This is a genomic window from Streptomyces sp. ISL-100 (assembly GCF_018614615.1).
Classification (GTDB): Bacteria; Actinomycetota; Actinomycetes; order Streptomycetales; family Streptomycetaceae; genus Streptomyces.
In genome coordinates this window covers 50,596-68,399 of the sequence record NZ_JAGGOK010000066.1, presented here as the reverse complement: position 1 = coordinate 68,399, position 17,804 = coordinate 50,596, and the positions used below count along the sequence as shown (strand labels likewise).

At 70.4% G+C, this 17,804-nt stretch carries 15 protein-coding genes; 11 read left to right on the top strand and 4 right to left on the bottom strand.

The features are described from left to right. Positions 1-116: 116 nt before the first annotated feature. A complete protein-coding gene (locus tag J7E89_RS28325; protein ID WP_214977290.1) occupies positions 117-599 on the bottom strand; it encodes a GNAT family N-acetyltransferase in 483 nt (160 codons plus the stop codon). A gap of 68 nt (positions 600-667) precedes the next feature. Here J7E89_RS28325 and J7E89_RS28320 point away from each other — a divergent pair, with 68 nt between their 5' ends. After that, the gene (locus tag J7E89_RS28320) at positions 668-1,477 is read left to right on the top strand and encodes an exodeoxyribonuclease III (protein ID WP_214977289.1); all 810 of its coding nucleotides are present in this window, start codon (positions 668-670) and stop codon (positions 1,475-1,477) included. A 22-nt stretch (positions 1,478-1,499) separates the two neighbouring features. On the opposite strand, the gene J7E89_RS28315 is transcribed toward J7E89_RS28320, so the two are convergent. Further along, positions 1,500-2,156: a MerR family transcriptional regulator gene (locus J7E89_RS28315; RefSeq protein ID WP_214977313.1), complete on the bottom strand. Its 657-nt coding sequence runs from the start codon at positions 2,154-2,156 to the stop codon at positions 1,500-1,502. A 164-nt stretch (positions 2,157-2,320) separates the two neighbouring features. Between J7E89_RS28315 and J7E89_RS28310 the strand changes: the two genes are divergently transcribed. The 4 genes from J7E89_RS28310 (at position 2,321) to J7E89_RS28295 (ending at position 6,083) form a co-directional block, all read left to right on the top strand. After that, positions 2,321-3,859 carry an NAD(P)/FAD-dependent oxidoreductase gene (locus J7E89_RS28310; RefSeq protein ID WP_214977288.1) on the top strand — a complete coding sequence of 513 codons (1,539 nt, stop codon included), beginning with the start codon at positions 2,321-2,323 and terminating at the stop codon, positions 3,857-3,859. Continuing rightward, positions 3,856-4,842, top strand: a complete 987-nt coding sequence (locus J7E89_RS28305) for an alpha/beta fold hydrolase (protein ID WP_214977287.1) — start codon at positions 3,856-3,858, stop codon at positions 4,840-4,842. Before J7E89_RS28310 ends, J7E89_RS28305 begins: the two co-directional genes overlap by 4 nt. Further along, positions 4,839-5,720 (top strand): SDR family oxidoreductase, encoded by an 882-nt coding sequence (locus J7E89_RS28300; protein WP_214977286.1) that lies wholly within the window; start codon positions 4,839-4,841, stop codon positions 5,718-5,720. The genes J7E89_RS28305 and J7E89_RS28300 overlap by 4 nt, the downstream gene beginning before the upstream one ends. Before the next feature lie 102 nt (positions 5,721-5,822). After that, positions 5,823-6,083 carry a hypothetical protein gene (locus J7E89_RS28295; protein WP_214977285.1) on the top strand — a complete coding sequence of 87 codons (261 nt, stop codon included), beginning with the start codon at positions 5,823-5,825 and terminating at the stop codon, positions 6,081-6,083. A 434-nt stretch (positions 6,084-6,517) separates the two neighbouring features. Here J7E89_RS28295 and J7E89_RS28290 read toward each other — a convergent pair whose 3' ends face one another. Next, complete coding sequence (locus J7E89_RS28290; RefSeq protein WP_214977312.1) at positions 6,518-9,757, bottom strand: S41 family peptidase; 3,240 nt, start codon at positions 9,755-9,757, stop codon at positions 6,518-6,520. Between the two features lie 397 nt (positions 9,758-10,154). Between J7E89_RS28290 and J7E89_RS28285 the strand changes: the two genes are divergently transcribed. Both J7E89_RS28285 and J7E89_RS28280 read left to right on the top strand, forming a co-directional pair. Further along, positions 10,155-10,730, top strand: coding sequence for a TetR/AcrR family transcriptional regulator (locus tag J7E89_RS28285; protein WP_214977284.1), 576 nt, complete (start codon positions 10,155-10,157; stop codon positions 10,728-10,730). Between the two features lie 162 nt (positions 10,731-10,892). Next, on the top strand, positions 10,893-13,109 hold the full coding sequence (locus J7E89_RS28280; protein WP_214977283.1) for an MMPL family transporter: 2,217 nt from the start codon (positions 10,893-10,895) through the stop codon (positions 13,107-13,109). A 160-nt stretch (positions 13,110-13,269) separates the two neighbouring features. Here the strand turns inward: J7E89_RS28280 and J7E89_RS28275 are convergent, their stop codons facing one another. Then, complete coding sequence (locus tag J7E89_RS28275) at positions 13,270-13,653, bottom strand: SsgA family sporulation/cell division regulator (protein ID WP_214977282.1); 384 nt, start codon at positions 13,651-13,653, stop codon at positions 13,270-13,272. A gap of 166 nt (positions 13,654-13,819) precedes the next feature. Here J7E89_RS28275 and J7E89_RS28270 point away from each other — a divergent pair, with 166 nt between their 5' ends. The 4 genes from J7E89_RS28270 (at position 13,820) to J7E89_RS28255 (ending at position 17,785) form a co-directional block, all read left to right on the top strand. Continuing rightward, positions 13,820-14,890 carry an energy-coupling factor ABC transporter permease gene (locus J7E89_RS28270; RefSeq protein ID WP_214977281.1) on the top strand — a complete coding sequence of 357 codons (1,071 nt, stop codon included), beginning with the start codon at positions 13,820-13,822 and terminating at the stop codon, positions 14,888-14,890. 1 nt (position 14,891) lies between these two features. Continuing rightward, entirely contained in the window at positions 14,892-15,653 is a 762-nt protein-coding gene (gene cbiQ, locus J7E89_RS28265) for a cobalt ECF transporter T component CbiQ (RefSeq protein ID WP_138896271.1), read from the top strand. Next, positions 15,641-16,402, top strand: a complete 762-nt coding sequence (locus J7E89_RS28260) for an energy-coupling factor ABC transporter ATP-binding protein (protein ID WP_214977280.1) — start codon at positions 15,641-15,643, stop codon at positions 16,400-16,402. The genes cbiQ and J7E89_RS28260 overlap by 13 nt, the downstream gene beginning before the upstream one ends. Positions 16,403-16,627: 225 nt before the next feature. Beyond that, positions 16,628-17,785, top strand: coding sequence for a serine hydrolase domain-containing protein (locus tag J7E89_RS28255; protein ID WP_214977311.1), 1,158 nt, complete (start codon positions 16,628-16,630; stop codon positions 17,783-17,785). Positions 17,786-17,804: the final 19 nt, after the last annotated feature.

Genomic DNA, 17,804 nt, shown 5'->3' with positions numbered 1-17,804 from the left:
CAACCCCGCCCGTGAACGGCCCACCGCCGCCCGCCGCAGCTCAGAGCCCCAGTCGGAGAGATCCGGCTGGGGCTCTTTGGCGTACCCGTCGTTCCGTTGATGCCGCGCCATGTCCGTTACGGTGTCAGCGGCTTGGCGAAGCAGCGGCTGTCCTCGTACTCGCGGAAGTGGCCGAACTTCTTGGCCGGGGTGTAACCGCTCGATGTGTAGAGGGCGATGGCCTCCGGCTGCTGTGTGCCCGTCTCCAGGACCATCCGTATGCGGCCGGCCGCGCGGGCGTCGTCCTCCAGGACGGCGAGGATGCGGCGGGCCAGGCCGATGCCGCGGCAGGCGGGGATCACGTACATGCGCTTGAGTTCGGCGTCGCCGTCCGCGTAGCCCTCGCCGTTCTCTTCCTGCGTGCGCCAGGCGCCTGTGGCGACGGGGCGGTCCTGTTCGTCGTACGCGATGAGAAAGAGGCCGCCCGGCGGCCGGAACATGGCGGGGTCCAGCGGGGTCGTGTCGCCGTCGCCGTTGTAGCGCTCGATGTACTCCTGCTGCACCTCGGCTTCGAGCTTCACGGCGTCGGGGTGGTCGTACGGGCGCGTGCGGATATTCATGCGTATCAGCGTACTTCTATGCAGGGGTCTTGGCTTCGGATGATTTTCGGTGTCTGTATTGTGCCGGGGTGCTCACTGTGACCTCCGCAAATGTAAATGGCCTGCGCGCCGCCGCCAAGAAGGGCTTCGTGCCGTGGCTGGCCGGGACCTCCGCCGATGTGCTCTGCCTCCAGGAAGTACGGGCCGAACCCGGGCAGCTCCCCGAGGAGGTGCGCGACCCCGAGGGCTGGCACGTCGTACACGCCCCGGCCGCCGCCAAGGGGCGGGCCGGTGTTTCGCTTTATACGCGGCGGGAGCCCGATCGGGTGCAGATCGGTTTCGGCAGTGCTGCATTCGACGGGAGTGGGCGGTACGTCGAGGTGGACCTGCCCGGTGTCACGGTCGCCAGCCTGTACCTGCCCTCCGGTGAGGTCGGCACGGAGCGGCAGGACGAGAAGGTGCGGTTCATGGACGAGTTCCTGCCGTACCTGAAGGGGCTCAAGGAGCGCGCCGCGGCGGACGGGCGCGAGGTGCTGGTGTGCGGCGACTGGAACATCGCCCACCAGGAGGCCGACCTCAAGAACTGGAAGGCGAACAGGAAGTCTTCCGGATTCCTGCCGGAGGAGCGGGCCTGGCTGACTCGGGTGTTCGAGGAGGCGGCGTACGTCGATGTCGTGCGCGCACTGCACCCGGACCAGGAGGGCCCGTACACCTGGTGGTCGTACCGGGGGAAGGCCTTCGACAACGACTCGGGATGGCGCATCGACTACGCGGTGGCGACGCCGGGGCTGGCGGGCCGGGCGGTCAAGGCGTACGTCGAGCGGGCGGCAAGCTATGACCTGCGCTGGTCGGACCACGCGCCAGTGACGGTGGTCTTCGAGCAGCAGGCCGGCAGCTAGGCGTGGCGGCTGGGCCTGGTGGCTAGGCGTCCTTTTCGGCCCTGATCAGGCGGTCCAGGGCCATCGACAGTTCCGCCTCCACGACGCTCTTGGCGAGCGGGCGCAGGCGTTGCAAAGAGGCGCCGGACGTGTCCTCGCCCAGGTGGGAGCGGACCATCGTCGCGAAGATCTCGGCCATGGCCGTCGTGTGCTTGCGCACCTCCCGGCCCGCCTGGAGCACGGCGGCCAGCGGTACGCCCTCGCGCACCAGGGCCGCCGACACGTCCAGCAGGCGGCGGCTGACGTGGACGATCTCCTCGCCGTCGGTGGCCAGGTAGCCGAGGTCGAGTGCGGTGGCCAGGTTCTCCGCGGTTACCTCGCCCGCGAAATGGTCGGCGAGGTCCTCGGGGGTGAGCCGGACCGGGGTCTCCTCGCTCCAGGTGGCGGAGGTGGCTTCCTCGCCGACGCCGAAGAGCTCGCCGACGTCGCGGCCGCTCTCGAAGGTGGTGGCGAGGTCCGCGATGCCGTTCAGGGTGTGACCGCGCTCCAGCAGGGCGGCGATGGTGCGCAGCCGGGCCAGGTGGTGGTCGTCGTACCAGGCGATACGGCCCTCGCGGCGCGGTGGCGGCAGCAGCTTGCGCTCGCGGTAGAAGCGCAGGGTGCGCACGGTGATGCCGGCCTCCCTGGCGAGCTCCTCCATGCGGTACTCGCGTGCTGCTGCGACTTTGTCCACCCCGGAACCTTATGTCGTACCGCCGGTAACTTTCCTCTGCTGGACCCCTACCCATGAGTACGGCGCTGCTCTACTCTCCCAATCGTGCCAGTGATTGCTGGCAGAGTCGTGGGACCGCGGGAGGCGTCGGCATGGCCGAGCACGAGCACATACGAGTGGCGGTGATCGGATCCGGATTCGGTGGCCTGGGCGCCGCGGTCCGGCTGCGCCGCGAGGGGATCACCGACTTCGTCGTCCTGGAGCGTGCCGATTCGGTGGGCGGCACCTGGCGGGACAACAGCTACCCGGGCTGCGCCTGCGACGTACCGTCCCATCTGTACTCGTTCTCGTTCGCGCCCAACCCCGACTGGCCGCGCACTTTCTCAGGCCAGGAGCACATCAGGGCGTACCTGGAGCACGTCACCGACACCTTCGGGCTGCGGCCGCACATCAGGCTGAACCACGAAGTGAAGATGATGCACTGGGACGGTGACGAGCTGCGCTGGGAGATCGAGACCGCGCAGGGCGACACGCTGACCGCCGATGTGGTGGTTTCGGCTACCGGACCGCTGTCCGATCCGAAGATTCCGGACATTCCCGGGCTTGACGGGTTCCCTGGCAAGGTCTTCCATTCGGCGCAGTGGGACCACGACTACGACCTGCGCGGCAAGCGCGTCGCGATGATCGGGACGGGCGCGTCCGCGATCCAGATCGTGCCGTCGATCCAGCCCGACGTCGCGAAGCTGACGCTCCTCCAGCGGACGCCGCCGTGGGTGATGCCACGCATGGACCGGGCCATCACCGGACCCGAGCGGTGGCTGCACCGGCAGCTGCCGTTCACCGGGAAGGCACGGCGCGGACTGCTCTTCGGGATACGGGAGTTGCAGGTCACGGCGTTTACGAAGCATCCGAATCAGCTCGGCGCCGTCGAGTCCATCGCCAAGGCCAACATGGCGCGGGCGATCAAGGATCCGGCGCTGCGGGCCAAGCTGACACCGTCGTACCGGATCGGCTGCAAGCGCATCCTGCTGTCGAGCTCGTACTACCCGGCGCTCGCGAAGCCGAATGTGGATGTCGTGGCTTCGGGGCTCAAGGAGGTGCGCGGTTCCACGGTCGTGGCGGCCGACGGGACCGAGACCGAGGTCGACGCGATTGTTTTTGGTACGGGCTTCCATGTCACCGACATGCCGATCGCCCAGCGGGTGGTGGGCGCGGACGGCATCACGCTCGCCGAGGCGTGGAAGGGCGGGATGGAGTCGCTGCGCGGCGCGACGGCGGTGGGCTTCCCGAACTGGATGACGATCATCGGGCCCAATACCGGGCTCGGGAACAGCTCGATGATCCTCATGATCGAGTCCCAGCTGAATTACATGGCCGACTATCTGCGGCAGTTGAGGGTTCTGGGCGGCAAGGCGGCGCTCGGGCCGCGGGCTTCGGCCGTGCACGCGTGGAACCGGCGGGTGCAGGACCGGATGAAGCGGACCGTGTGGAACACGGGCGGCTGCGACAGCTGGTACCTGGACGCGAACGGGCGCAACACCACTATCTGGCCCGGTACGCCGAGCGAGTTCCGGCGCGCGACCCGGGAGGTGAACCTCGCGGAGTACGAGGTGATCCGGGTGCGGGCTGCTGAGGGCAAGGCTGGGGCTGGGGCTGGGGCCGAGGCTGAGGCTGCGGAGGTTGTCGCATGAGCCGGCTGATGCGGGTGGTGGGTGAGCCGCAGCCGCTTGTCGCCTCGCGCGAGCTGAGCGCCGTCTCCGCCGACGGGTCTCGCCTGCACGTGGAGGTGTACGGACCCGAGGGTGCTCCCGCGCTCGTCCTGGCGCACGGCTGGACGTGCTCGACGCTCTTCTGGTCGGCGCAGGTACGCGAGCTGGCGGGTGCAGGTGAGTGTCGGGTCGTGGTGTACGACCAGCGGGGGCACGGGCGTTCCCCGGCCGTCGGGCGCGACGGATACAGCACCGACGCCCTCGCCGACGACCTCGAAGCGGTGCTCGCCACCGCGCTCGCGCCGGGGGAGCGGGCCGTACTGGCCGGACACTCCATGGGCGGCATGACGATGATGGCCGCCGCCGGGCGGCCGGGGTTCCGTGAGCACGCGGCAGCGGTTCTGCTGTGCAGTACGGGCAGTTCGCGGCTGGTCGCCGAATCGCTCGTACTGCCGATGCGGGCGGGGCGACTGCGGACCCGCATGACGCGGGCGGTGCTGGGGGCGCGGGCGCCGCTGGGGCCGGTCACGCCGCTGTCGAAGGCCATTCTCAAGTACGGGACCATGGGCCCCGGGGCGTCGCCTGAGCGGGTGGCGGAGTGTGCTCGTATCGTCCACGCCTGTCCGCGAGCGGCGCGGGTGGCCTGGTCGCATGTGCTGGGCGAGCTGGATCTGGCCGCGGGTGTACGGGAGTTGACCGTACCCACCGCCGTCGTCGCGGGGACCGCCGACCGGCTGACACCGCCTGTGCACGCCCGCGAGATTGCCGCGGCGCTGCCGCATTCGCTGGGACTCACCGAGCTGACCGGCGTCGGGCACATGACGCCGGTGGAGGCGCCCGAGGTCGTCACGGCGAAGCTTCGTGAGCTTGTGAGTGAGTACGTCGCCGTCCCGGCCGTCCCGGCCGTCCCGGCCGTCCCGGCCGTCCCGGCCGATTCGAGTGAAGAGAAGGAGCAGGCCGTATGAGCAGCAGGCGGAGCCTGGAGGGTCAGGTCGCGGTCGTCACGGGCGCGGCGCGGGGCGTCGGCGAGCTGCTGGCGCGGAAACTGTCGGCGCGCGGCGCGAAGGTGGCGCTGGTCGGGCTGGAGCCGGACGAACTGAAGCAGGTGGCGGGGCGGCTGCATGCCGAGGCGGACTGGTGGTACGCCGATGTCACCGACCACGAGGCGATGGCGCAGGTCGCGCGGGAGGTGAAGGAGCGGTTCGGGAAGGTCGACATCGTCGTCGCCAACGCGGGGGTCGCCGCCGGTGGGCCGTTTGTGGACTCCGATCCGGTCGCTTGGCGGCGGGTCATCGAGGTCAACCTGATCGGCGGGGCGGTGACGGGGCGGGCGTTCCTGCCGGTGCTGATGGAAAGCCGGGGTTACTTCCTCCAGATCGCGTCGCTGGCGGCGATCACGCCGGCGCCGATGATGACGGCGTACTGCGCGTCGAAGTCGGGGGTGGAGGCGTTCGCGCATTCGCTGCGGGCCGAGGTGGGGTATCGCGGGGTCCGGGTCGGGGTCGGGTACCTGTCGTGGACCGACACGGACATGGTGCGGGGCGCGGACCAGGACGACGTGATGCGGGAGTTGAGGCAGCGGCTGCCGTGGCCTTCGAACCGGACGTATCCGCTCGGTCCGGCGGTGGACCGGATCGTCGCGGGGATCGAGCGGCGTTCGTCGCATGTGTACGCGCAGTGGTGGCTGCGGGGGATGCAGTCCGTGCGGGGTTATCTGCCGGCGCTGATCGGGGTGGTGGGGCAGCGGGAGATGAAGAGGTTCGAGCCTCGGCTGGCGGCGGTCTCGAAGGGGCTTGTGGGGGCGGGGGGCGAGGCGGACGAGAAGGCGCGTACGCAGCGTTAGTGATCGAAATGCGTTGAATGTCCGGTCGTGTCAGTCTGGTCGAGGTAAGCGGGGCGCTACACCCCGCTTCCATCCCGTCACACCCCAACAGGAGTGAACCTCATGGGCATCAAGGACCAGTTCAAGGACAAGGCGCAGGAGCTTGCGGACCAGGCCAAGCAGGCCAAGCAGGCCAAGCAGGGCAAGCAGAGTGGGCAGCAGCAGCCGCCGCAGCGCTCGCAGCCCTCGCGCGGCGGCGGCATACAGGACGAAGCGTCGGAGCGGGTCCGTCGGGCCCGGGAGGACCGGGAGCCGGGGCAGGGCCGGGACATGCTGGACATTGATGACGAGCTGGGCGAGGGCCCGGAGCGTTACCGCGGCTGACGTGGTGCGAGGCGTTGCCTCGTGATGTGAAGGGCGCACCCGATCACCACCGGGTGCGTCTTTCGCGTGGCGTGGCGGGGGTGCGGGCACCGATGGGCGGGGCTTCGCCCCGGCCCCCCACCTGGTCGGCGCTCCGCGCCGGTGGGTGGGATCCCCCGGCGCTGCGCGCCGGTGTGGTTTCCCGGCGCTGCGCGCCGTGGGCTTCCCCACCCCCGCCCGCCCGTTGGAGCGGGGCTGCGGATGTGCGGGTCTCCACGGGGCGGCTGGGCGCCGTTGGCGGCTGCGGAGTTGTGGGTGCCGACGGTGTTCTGCCACTCATCGGAGACCTGCGCCTCGCAGCTCCGTTCCAGTGGGTGGGCGGGGTGGGGCAGGGGGCGGCGCGGAGCGCCGTGTGTGGGGGGCGTGGGGCGAAGCCCCGCGTAATCGCTGCCCACTCACCCCGTGCGCGGCGGCAGGTTCGGGCGGGTTTTGTTCGGGACGTTCGTGTACGTCGGCGGGGTTGCCGCCGGGCGCGAAGCCAGGAGGTCCAGCGCCACCTGAACCGCGTCGGCCAGCTGTGCGTGGCGCCCCTCCGCCCAGTCGAGCGGCGTACGCAGCACCTCGATGTCCGGCTCCACGCCGTGGTTCTCCACCGTCCAGCCGTACGCGTCGAACCACGCCGCGTTCATCGGCACGGTGATCACTGTGCCGTCGCCCAGCGTGTGGCGGCCGGTCATGCCCACCACCCCGCCCCAGGTGCGCTGGCCCACCACCGGGCCCAGTTTCAGCAACTTGAACGCCGCCGTGATCATGTCGCCGTCCGACGACGTCGCCTCGTCGGCCAGGGCGACCACCGGCCCCCGGGGGCCGTTCGAGGCGTACGAGACCGGCTGCGCGTCGCGCGTCAGGTCCCAGCCGATGATGGTGCGGGTGAGCTTTTCGACGACCAGTTCGCTGATGTTGCCGCCCGCGTTGCCCCGTACGTCGACGATCAGGGCCGGGAGTGAGACTTCCATCCGCAGGTCGCGGTTGAACTGTGCCCAGCCGGAGCCGCCCATGTCGGGGATGTGCAGGTAGCCGCACTTTCCGCCGCTCAACTCCCGCACCACCTCCCGGCGTTTGGCCACCCAGTCCTGGTAGCGCAGCGGGCGCTCGTCGATCAGCGGGACGATCGCGACCCGGCGGGCCGGGCCTTCGCCCTCCGCCGGCTTGAACGTCAGCTCCACCGTCGTTCCCCCGGCCGCCGAAAGCAGGGGGTACGGGCCTGCCACCGGATCCACCGGGCGGCCGTCCACGTGCGTGAGGACCGCGCCTTCCCTGATGCCCGTACCGGCCAGCGGTGAACGTGCCTTGGAGTCGGACGACTCGCCGGGGAGGATGCGGCGTACCAGCCATGCCCCGTCCCTGCACACGAAGTTCGCGCCGAGCAGGCCCATAGCGCGCTGGTAGTGCGGCGGCCCCTCGTTGCGGCGCGCGGCGGCGACGTACGCGTGCGAGGTGCCCAGCTCGCCCAGGACCTCGCGGAGCAGGTCCGCGAACTCGTCGGGGGTCGCCACGCGTTCGAGCAGCGGGCGGTACTGGTCGAGGACCGCCTGCCAGTCGATGCCGCACATGTGCGGTTCCCAGAAGTACGCCCGTACGATGCGGCCGGCCTCCGCGTACGCCTGGCGCCACTGCGCCTCCGGGTCGACCTGGTGCATGATGCGGCGCAGGTCCAGGTAGACCGTCGTATCGGTGTCGCCGGTCTCGGTGGCCGGGACGGCGCGCATCTCGCCTTCGTCCATCACCACCAGGCGGGTGCCGTCGCCGCTCACCGCGAACCAGTCCAGGTGGTCCACGAGTTCGGTCTTGCGCGCCTTGGTCAGGTTGAAGTGTTCGAGGGTGGGGCGGCCCGACATGTCGGCCGGATTGGCGAACGTCTCGCCGAGTGCTCCCGAGATCGGCCAGCGCAGCCACACCAGGCCGCCGCCGGAAACGGGCTGCAGGCCCGAGTATTTGGAGGCGGCCACGGGGAAGGGTGTCACCCGGCTCGCCAGGCCCTCGACCTCGACCAGGACGGTCATGCCGTCGGTGCTCTCGCTCTCCTCGCCCTCCACCGGGTCCAGTCCGCCCGCCGCCGGACGGCCTTCCGCGGACACCGCGAAGGGGGAGGGCGTCGCGGAGGAGAGCGGGACGAGGTAGGGGCGGCAGCCCAGCGGGAACGAGAGGTCCCCGGTGTGGACGTCGTACACCGGGTCGAAGCCTCGCCAGGAGAGGAAGGCGAGATAGCGGCCGTCGCTCGTGAAGACGGGGTTCTCGTCCTCGAAGCGGCCGTTCGTGACGTCGATGATTTGTTTTGATTTGATTTTGGCCAGTTTGATCTGGCGCAGGGAGCGGCCGATTCCGGGGTGCGACCAGGTCAGCCAGGCTCCGTCGGGGGAGAAGGCGACGTCGCGGACGGGGCCGTTGGTGGAGCGGGTCAGTTCGGTGACCTCGCCGGCTTCGCCTTCTGGTTCTTCCATCGTGCTGACCAGGAGGAGGCGGCCGTCGTGGGAGGCGATCGCGATGCGTTCACCCTCCGGGTCCGACACGAGGTCGTGTACGCGCCCGAGCTTGCCGGCGGCGAGGCGGCGCGGCTCGCGGTCGCCGCTCGCGCGCGGCAGGTACGCGATCTCGATCGCGTCCTCGCCCTCCGCGTCCGTGATGTACGCGACCTGGCCGCTGCCGCCGAGCATTTCGGGCAGGCGGGCCCGTACGCCGGGTGTGTCCGTGATGGTGCGGGCGGGGCCGTCGCGGTGGGTCAGCCAGTACAGGCTGCCCCGGACCACGACCGCGCTGGCGCGGCCCGTGGCGTCGACGGACAGGCCGTCGACGTTGGCGGCGGCCGGGACCTGGTACGTGCGCCGGCCGGCGCGGGGGCCGCCGAGGCGGACGTCCAGGCGGCGCGGTACAGCGCCGGGGGACAGGTCGTCGACCAGCCACAGGTCGCCCGCGCACTGGTAGACGACGCGGGTGCCGTCGCTGGAGGCGTTGCGTGCGTAGAACGCGTCGTGGTCGGTGTGGCGGCGGAGGTCGGTGCCGTCGTACTGGCAGGAGTAGAGGTTGCCCACGCCCTCGTGGTCGGAGAGGAACGCGATGCGTCCGTTCACGAACATGGGGCAGTTGAGGTGGCCGCCGATGTCGGGCAGCAGTCGCTTGCCGTGCAGCCACAGGCGGCCGGTGGCGCCGCCTCGGTAGCGCTTCCACGCGGCTGGCTCGTGCGGGGGTTTTCCGGTGAGCAGGAGCGTACGGCGCTCATTGTCGATGTCCGCGACCGCGATGTCGGAGACCGGGCCCCAGGGGAGCTGGGATCCGGGGCTGCCGTCAGTGGGGAGGGTGTAGGCCCACGAGAAGTGCGAGAACGGCTGGCCGTGGGAGGCGACGGCGAGGATGTGCGGGGGGTGGTCGGGCGATTCGGGGGTCCAGCCGCAGACGCGGGTGTCGAGGGATCCCCAGTAGCTGAGTCTGCGGGCGGGGCCGCCGTCCACGGGGACGAGGTGGACTTCGGGGTCGAGGCTGCGCCAGGTGGTGAACGCGATGTGGCGGCCGTCGGGGGAGAAGCGGGGGTGGGAGACCTTCGTACGGTCGACCGTGAGGCGCCAGGCCCGGTCGGGCTGCTTGCCGGCCGGGACGATCGGGGCGATCCAGAGGTCGTCCTCGGCGGCGAAGCAGAGCATGTCGCCGTGCAGGTGCGGGAAGCGGAGGTAGGCGAGGGTGTCGCTTCGCGGGGTCGCGCCTCGGCCTTGTGCGGGGGCTGCGGGGTCGGTGCCGCGCCGCGGCGTCTCCTCGGGCGTCGAGCGTTCGGGTACGGGGATTTCTTCGGGGTGGTTGCGTTCAACGCCCTGCGGGGAGCGCCCCGACGCGTCCCCTCCTGGCACCGTGCTTCGCGCGGCGGGCGTGGTCTCTTGCGGGCCGACGGACCCGGGTGCGTCGCTCACCCCCCAATGCTTTCCGCATGGCGGGGGCGCGGCAACTTGTGGCGCAGAACACCATCGAAACGGTTTCGTTTCGGTGGGGTGCGGGCGTACCGTCGTGGTGTACGAAACCGTTTCGTTCGGTTCGGAGGAGGTTGGGATGGGACGCACACGGCTTACGGCCGAACGCGAGAGTGAGTTGTACGAAGCCGTCCTCGATCTGCTCCGGGAAGTCGGGTACGACGGGCTGACCATGGATGCCGTCGCGTCCCGCACCCGGTCCAGCAAGGCCACCCTCTACCGCCAGTGGGGGAGTAAGCCGGAGCTCGTGGCCAGGGCACTGCGGCACAACAAGCCCGTGAGCGTTGCCGACATCGACACCGGCACGCTGAGGGGCGACTTCCATGCCCTGGTGGACCGGACGGACGACTGTCAGCTGGAGAGGGACTCCGCGCTGATGCGGGGGCTCGCCCAGGCCGTGCACGCGAACCCTGATCTCCATCAGGCGCTTCGGGAATTGCTCCTCGCGCCCGAGCTCACCGGACTGGACGGCCTGCTGCGGCGTGCCGTCGACCGGGGAGAGATCCCTGCCGAGACAGCCGCTCTGCGGTACGTCCCGCACATGCTGGTCGGCGCCTTCGTCGCCCAGGAACTCATCGAGGGCCGGTCGCCCGACCGGGCCTTTCTCGCCGACTACGTCGATGCCGTGGTGCTGCCCGCGCTGGGTGTTGCCTGATGGCCCCGGTGTAGTCGTGGCTTAGCCCCAGCGGCGCTGTGGAATCTCCCCGCCCGGCGTCCGTCCCCGCAGAAACGCTCCACCTGACGCGCACCGCTCTCGTCGTCGGGCTGGTCACCCATGCCCTGTTCGTACCAACGACCTGACCGGGAGTACGCCCTCGTGGCCACATTCCTTTACAAAATGGGCCGGTTCGCCTTCCGCCGCCGCCCCTTCGTCGCCCTCGCCTGGGTCGCGCTGCTGGTGTTCGCCGGTGTCGGCGCCGCCTCCGCGTCCACTGCCACTTCCAGTTCCTTCTCCATACCCGGGACCGAGGCTCAGAAGGCCTTCGACCTGCTCGACGAGCGCTTCCCCGGGGCCGCTGCGGACGGTGCCACCGCCCGCGTGGTGTTCAAGGCTCCCGAAGGGGAGCGGATGACCGACGCCGGCCACCGGGAAGAGGTGGAGAAGGTTGTCGGCGGACTGAAGAGCGGCGCCGGGGCCGATCAGATCGCTTCGGTTGTCGATCCGTACGCGGGCAAGGCTGTCAGCCGTGACCGTACGACCGCTTATGTGCAGGTCTCGTACAAGGTCAGCGGTATGGAGCTGACGGATGCTGCCCGGGAGGCACTCGTTGAAGCCGGTGACGAGGCTCGGGACGCCGGGCTGACCGTCGAGATCGGTGGTGACGCGCTGCAGGCCGTGCCCGAGACCGGGTCCGGCGAGATCATCGGAGTCGCGGTCGCCGCGATCGTGCTGGTCATCACCTTCGGGTCGCTGATCGCCGCGGGGCTGCCACTGCTCACCGCGATCATCGGGGTGGGGATCGGTATTTCAACCATTACTGCCCTGGCCAATGTTCTTGACCTCGGCTCCACCACCTCGACGCTCGCGATGATGATCGGGCTGGCGGTCGGCATCGACTACGCGCTGTTCATCGTGTCCCGTTACCGCGCCGAGCTGGCCGAGGGCCGTGAGCCGGAGGACGCCGCCGGGCGGGCCGTCGGCACGGCCGGGTCCGCCGTCGTATTCGCCGGGCTGACTGTCGTGATCGCGCTGGTCGGGCTCGCCGTCGTCAACATTCCGATGCTGACGAAGATGGGCTTCGCCGCCGCGGGCACCGTGGTGATCGCCGTTCTCATCGCGCTGACGCTGGTTCCGGCGCTGCTCGGGTTCGCGGGGAAGAAGGTCTTCGGGCGCAAGGCCCGCAAGCGGCAGGGCGAGGTCGCTGCGGAAGGCGCGGGCAAGCCCAATATGGGTACGCGCTGGGCTCGGTTCGTACTGCGTCGGCCGGTCGCTGTGCTGGTCACCGCCGTCGTGGGGCTCGGCATCGTCGCCGTACCCGCGGGCTCGCTGGAGATGGGGCTGCCCGACGACGGTTCACAGCCCGTCAGCACCACGCAGCGCAAGGCCTACGACCTGCTTTCCGACGGCTTCGGGCCGGGCTTCAACGGGCCGCTGATGCTGGTCGTCGACGTCAAGGGCGCCGAGGAGCCCAAGGACGCGCTGGCGAAGGTCACCGACACCGTGAAGGGCATGGACGGCGTCGCCGCCACCGTGCCCGGGCCGCTGAACAAGGCCGGCGACACGTCGGTGGTTACCGTCGTTCCGAAGGACCGGCCCAGTTCGGAGGGGACCGAGGAGCTCGTACGGTCCATCCGCGACGCGGGTACGGACCTGAAGTCCGACACCGGCGCCGACGTCCTGGTCACTGGCTCGACGGCCATGAACATCGACTTCTCGCAGAAGATGAACGACGCGCTGCTGCCCTACCTCGCGCTCGTCGTCGGCCTCGCGTTTCTGCTGCTGATGCTGGTCTTCCGCTCGGTGCTCGTCCCGCTCAAGGCGGCGCTCGGGTTCCTGCTGTCCGTGGTGGCGGCGCTCGGCGCGGTGGTCGCGGTCTTCCAGTGGGGCTGGCTGGCGAGTGTGTTCGGTGTCGAGCAGACCGGGCCTGTGATGTCGATGATGCCGATCTTCATGGTGGGTGTCGTCTTCGGTCTCGCCATGGATTACGAGGTCTTCCTCGTCACGCGCATGCGTGAGGCGTACGTCCACGGGGAGCGGCCGGGCCAGGCGATCGTCACCGGTTTCCAGCACGGCGCGCGCGTCGTCACCGCCGCTGCCGTGATCATGATGGCCGTCTTCGCCGGCTTCATCGGGTCCAGCGAGTCGATGGTCAAGATGATCGGCTTCGGGCTCGCGATCGCCGTCTTCTTCGATGCCTTCGTCGTACGGATGGCCATCGTGCCGGCCGTGCTGGCGCTGCTCGGCAAGAAGGCATGGTGGCTGCCGCGCGGGCTCGACAAGGTGCTGCCGAACGTGGACGTCGAGGGTGAGCAGCTGCGCAAGGAGCTGGGTGACGACGCGTCTCGGGGCGAGCGGGAGCTGGTCCGTGCGTAGGCACTGAAAAGCTCCGGGGCCGTTCCATGAGCGGAAGGCGGTCCCGGTCGCGCACCGGCTCGTGGGGACGGGATCCGGTGCGACGGTGAGGTCCCCCTGGGGTTCCGGCAACTGCCGGTCCGGTCCAGGGGGACCTCATTGGTTTTCGGCGGGGGACGGTTCAGTGGTCGGCTTCGGCGAGTGGCGGTTCTTCGACGGCGTGCGTACGCCGCAGAAAGCGCAGCAGCGGCGTCCGGTCGAACTGGATCACAGCCATGCCCTGCGGCGAACGCAGTTCCATCACCGCCTGCACCCTGCCGCACGGCCAGACCCTGACGTCACCGCTCTCCGTTTCGGTCGGGCGGCTCATGCCCCCCTCCAGGAGGGACCGGTCGAAGACCCATTCGTTCTCGGCGCCGTCGGGCGAGACGTCCGGCGGGAAGATCAGGTGCACCGCCAGCGGGTCCTCCTCCGGGTCGTACCGGAGGGCGACCGGGACGGCGTGGCGCTGGGGGCCGTCGGTGATCAGGCAAGCCCGTGCGTGGTCCTCAATTGCGGGGTGCATCGGGCGGCTCCTCAGTTTCGGGGCTTTTGTCCTCTAATGTCCCATATTTTAGGGCGCGCGCTCCGCTTTATTTGTGACCAGTGCGCTCTTGCGAACTCTTTGCAAGAGGGCACTATCATCGAACGGTTCATCACCCCCGCGTACGCGCAGGAAGCGGAGCCTCTCCATGCATGTCCCCGACGGATTCATCAACACACCTGTCTCGGCTGTGGCAGGTGTTGTCGCGGTGGGCGCAGTCGCCGTCAGCCTGCGCGGCGCGCGCCGCGAACTGGACGAGCGGACGGCCCCGCTCGCCGGGCTCGTCGCCGCGTTCATCTTCGCCGTACAGATGCTGAACTTCCCCGTCGCGGCCGGCACCAGCGGGCATCTGCTGGGCGGCGCGCTCGCCGCGATACTCGTCGGCCCGTTCACCGGTGTGCTGTGCATCTCGGTCGTCCTGCTGATGCAGGGCATCCTCTTCGCGGACGGCGGGCTCACCGCGCTCGGTGTCAACATCAGCGTCATGGGCGTGGTGACGGTTCTCGTCGCGTACGCTCTCTTCCGCGGCCTCGTGAAGATCCTTCCGCGTCGCCGCTCGTCCGTCACCGCCTCCGCTTTCGTCGCCGCTCTGGTGTCCGTGCCCGCCGCTGCCGCGGCCTTCACCCTCATCTACGCCGTCGGGGGCACGACGGACGTGCCGATCGGCAAGGTTCTGACCGCGATGGTCGGCGTACACGTCCTCATCGGCGTCGGCGAGGCCGCGATCACCGCGCTGACCGTGGGCGCCGTCATCGCCGTACGCCCCGACCTGGTGCACGGGGCGCGCGGACTCACCGCGCCGCTCAAGCTGCTGGTGGGCGGCGAGCTGGTGGACGCTGCTCCGGCCGAGGCCCCGGCTCCCGTCGCCGCTCGCTCCACCCGCAAGGTGTGGGGCGCGGGGCTGGCCTCGGCGCTCGTTCTCGCCGGGTTCGTTTCGTTCTACGCCTCCGCCAGCCCTGACGGACTGGAGAAGGTCGCCGCCGACCAGGGGTTCGACAAGAAGGTCGAGGAGCACGCCGCCGCAGACTCCCCGCTTGCCGATTACAGCGTCAGCGGCATCACCGACGGCCGTATCTCCGGCGGCCTCGCGGGGGCGGTGGGTGTCGGCGCGACCGTCGTAGTCGGCAGCGGCGTCTTCTGGACGGTGCGGCGCCGGCGCGACGCCGACCGGCCGGCCGAGGTCGTGTCGGTGCGTACCGAGGACAAGGAAACCGCCTGACATGGGCGCGGGTCACGCCCACAAGCTCTACCGGCACGGGCACAGCGCGGTGCACGCCCTGCCGCCGCACTGCAAGCTCGCCGCCGTCTTCTGCTTCGTGCTCGTGGTCGTCTCCACGCCGCGTGAGGCGATGTGGGCGTTCGGGCTGTACGCCGCCCTGCTCGGCGGGGTCGCGTACGCCGCGCGCGTGCCGGCCGGGTACCTGCTGAAGCGGCTGCTCATCGAGGTGCCTTTTGTCGCGTTCGCGGTGCTGATGCCCTTTGTGGCGCAGGGGGAGCGGGTGGAGGTGCTCGGCATGTCGCTGAGCGTCTCGGGGCTGTGGGGTGCCTGGAACGTCCTCGCCAAGGGAACGCTGGGCGTCGCCGCGTCTGTCCTGCTGGCGTCCACGACCGAGCTGCGGTCTCTGCTGCTCGGGCTTCAGCGGCTGAAACTGCCGCCGCTGCTCGTGCAGATTGCGTCGTTCATGATCCGGTACGGCGATGTGATCACGGACGAGATGCGCCGGATGTCGATCGCCCGCCGCTCGCGCGGATTCGAGGCGCGGGGCGTGCGGCACTGGGGTGTTCTGGGCAAGACCGCGGGTGCGCTCTTCATCCGCTCGTACGAGAGAGGTGAGCGGGTGCATCTGGCCATGGTCAGCAGGGGGTACACCGGCACCATGCCGGTGATCGACGAAGTGACCGCGACGCGGGCGCAGTGGTCGTACGCGGCCGCGCTGCCGGTTTCGGCGCTGGCGGTCTGTCTGCTGGGATGGACCCTATGACCACGATGTCTCTTGAGGTGAACGGCCTCGCTTACGCCTATCCCGACGGCCACCAGGCGCTCTTCGGTGTCGACCTGTCGGTTGCGCGCGGCGAGCGGGTCGCGCTGCTCGGCCCCAACGGCGCCGGCAAGACCACACTCGTGCTCCACCTCAACGGCATCCTCACGGCGGGCGCGGGTTCCGTGACCGTGGCGGGGCTGCCTGTCGGCAAGCAGCACCTCGCCGAGATCCGGCGCCGGGTCGGCATCGTCTTCCAGGACCCCGACGACCAGCTCTTCATGCCCACGGTCCGCGAGGACGTGGCCTTCGGGCCGGCGGCGGCGGGGTTGCGGGGCGCGGAGCTGGAGGCGTGCGTGGCGGCGGCGCTGGCCCGGGTCGGAATGTCGGAGTACGCGGACCGGCCGCCGCACCACCTGTCCTTCGGGCAGCGGCGGCGGGTGGCGGTCGCGACCGTACTGGCGATGGAGCCGGAGATCCTGGTGCTGGACGAGCCGTCGTCCAACCTGGACCCGGCGTCGCGGCGCGAACTGGCGGACATCCTGCGGTCGTTGGACGTGACGGTGCTGATGGTCACGCACGACCTGCCGTACGCGCTTGAGCTGTGCCCGCGGTCGGTGATTCTGAGCGGGGGCGTGATTGTGGCGGACGGGCGGACGCAGGAGCTGCTGTCGGACGATGCGGTGATGCGGGCGCATCGGCTGGAACTGCCGTTCGGGTTCGACCCGGGTTCGGTGCGGGTGGAGGCGTAAGCGGCTGGCTGAGGTCCCGCTGCGCGGGGCTGGACGCCCCTACGGGCGTGGCCTCAAACGCCGGACGGGCCGGATGTGCTGCCGCACTCCTTCAGCCCCTCCGGCGGTGGAGGAGCGGAGCCCCGCGCGGCGTAGCCGCAAAGTGTCGCAGTGGGAAGGGGCGGGGTGGGGAAGGGCCCCGCGCAGCGGCATTGCACCATGGGGGGCATGAGCGCGAGCGCAGTAGTGGATGCACAGGGCACGGTGGCTGCCGGATTCGAGCCGGTCAGGGACGCGTTCGTACGTAACTTCGGGCAACGCGGCGAACGCGGCGCCGCCGTAGCCGTCTACCGCCACGGCCGCAAGGTGGTCGACCTCTGGGCCGGAACCCGGGACGTGGACGGCACCGAGCCGTGGGCCGTCGACACCGCCCAGGTCGTACGGTCCGCCACCAAGGGCGTCGCCGCCGCAGTGCCCCTGCTCCTGCACCAGCGCGGCCAGATCGACCTGGACGCCCCCGTCGCGACGTACTGGCCGGAGTTCAAGGCGAACGGCAAGGAGCGCGTGCTCGTACGGCACCTGCTGTCCCACCGGGCCGGCGTACCGGTGCTCGACCACCCCCTGACGCCCGCCGAGGCGATCGACGGCGTGTCCGGGCCGCGCGCCGTCGCAGCCCAGGCGCCCGCCTGGGAGCCCGGCACCGACCACGGCTACCACGCGCAGACGTACAGTTGGCTGATCGGCGAGCTCGTGAAGCGCGTGACGGGGCGGACCGTCGGGCGCTGGATCGCCGAGGAGATCGCCAGGCCGCTCGGCCTCGACTTCTGGGTCGGGCTGCCGGCGGACGAGGCGCACCGGATCGGCCGCGTCGGTCCCGTCGAGCCGCCGCCCGTGGACGGCGGCTCGCTGCGGCTGCGGCCCAAGCGGAGCGTCAGCGAGGCGTACGGAGATCCGGCCTCGCTCACCCGGCGCGCCTTCGGGGCGATCGATCCGCTCGCGGACGAGAACGACCCGGCGTACCGGGCCGCCGAACTCCCCGCGTCCGGCGGGATATCCACGGCGCGGGCGCTGGCCCGGTGCTACGCCGCCATGATCGGCCCGGTCGACGGGCACCGGCTGTTCGCCCCCGCGACGCTCACCCTGGCGCGGACCGAGGAATCGTCCGGACCCGACCGGGTCCTGATCGTCAACACCCGCTTCGGCCTCGGCTTCATGCTGCACGGCTCCGGCGCGCCGCTGCTCGCACCCGGCTCGTTCGGGCACCCGGGGCGGGGCGGCTCGCTGGGGTTCGCCGATCCGGAGTCGGGGATCGCCTTCGGGTACGTAACCAACGGACACCAGAAGGGTGTTACCGCCGACCCGCGCGCGCAGGCGCTGGTCAGGGCAGTACGGTCCGCCGCGTGATCGGCTGATGCACCAGCGC

Coding starts and splice junctions, on each gene's coding strand:
- J7E89_RS28290 (WP_214977312.1), bottom strand. CDS start 9,757: ATGCTCTGCTTCGCCGCCGAGGACGACCTCTGGATCGCCCCGATCGTC.
- J7E89_RS28325 (WP_214977290.1), bottom strand. CDS start 599: ATGAATATCCGCACGCGCCCGTACGACCACCCCGACGCCGTGAAGCTC.
- J7E89_RS28305 (WP_214977287.1), top strand. CDS start 3,856: ATGAGCCGGCTGATGCGGGTGGTGGGTGAGCCGCAGCCGCTTGTCGCC.
- J7E89_RS28310 (WP_214977288.1), top strand. CDS start 2,321: ATGGCCGAGCACGAGCACATACGAGTGGCGGTGATCGGATCCGGATTC.
- cbiQ (WP_138896271.1), top strand. CDS start 14,892: ATGGGCGCGGGTCACGCCCACAAGCTCTACCGGCACGGGCACAGCGCG.
- J7E89_RS28285 (WP_214977284.1), top strand. CDS start 10,155: ATGGGACGCACACGGCTTACGGCCGAACGCGAGAGTGAGTTGTACGAA.
- J7E89_RS28270 (WP_214977281.1), top strand. CDS start 13,820: ATGCATGTCCCCGACGGATTCATCAACACACCTGTCTCGGCTGTGGCA.
- J7E89_RS28260 (WP_214977280.1), top strand. CDS start 15,641: ATGGACCCTATGACCACGATGTCTCTTGAGGTGAACGGCCTCGCTTAC.
- J7E89_RS28275 (WP_214977282.1), bottom strand. CDS start 13,653: ATGCACCCCGCAATTGAGGACCACGCACGGGCTTGCCTGATCACCGAC.
- J7E89_RS28295 (WP_214977285.1), top strand. CDS start 5,823: ATGGGCATCAAGGACCAGTTCAAGGACAAGGCGCAGGAGCTTGCGGAC.
- J7E89_RS28315 (WP_214977313.1), bottom strand. CDS start 2,156: ATGGAGGAGCTCGCCAGGGAGGCCGGCATCACCGTGCGCACCCTGCGC.
- J7E89_RS28300 (WP_214977286.1), top strand. CDS start 4,839: ATGAGCAGCAGGCGGAGCCTGGAGGGTCAGGTCGCGGTCGTCACGGGC.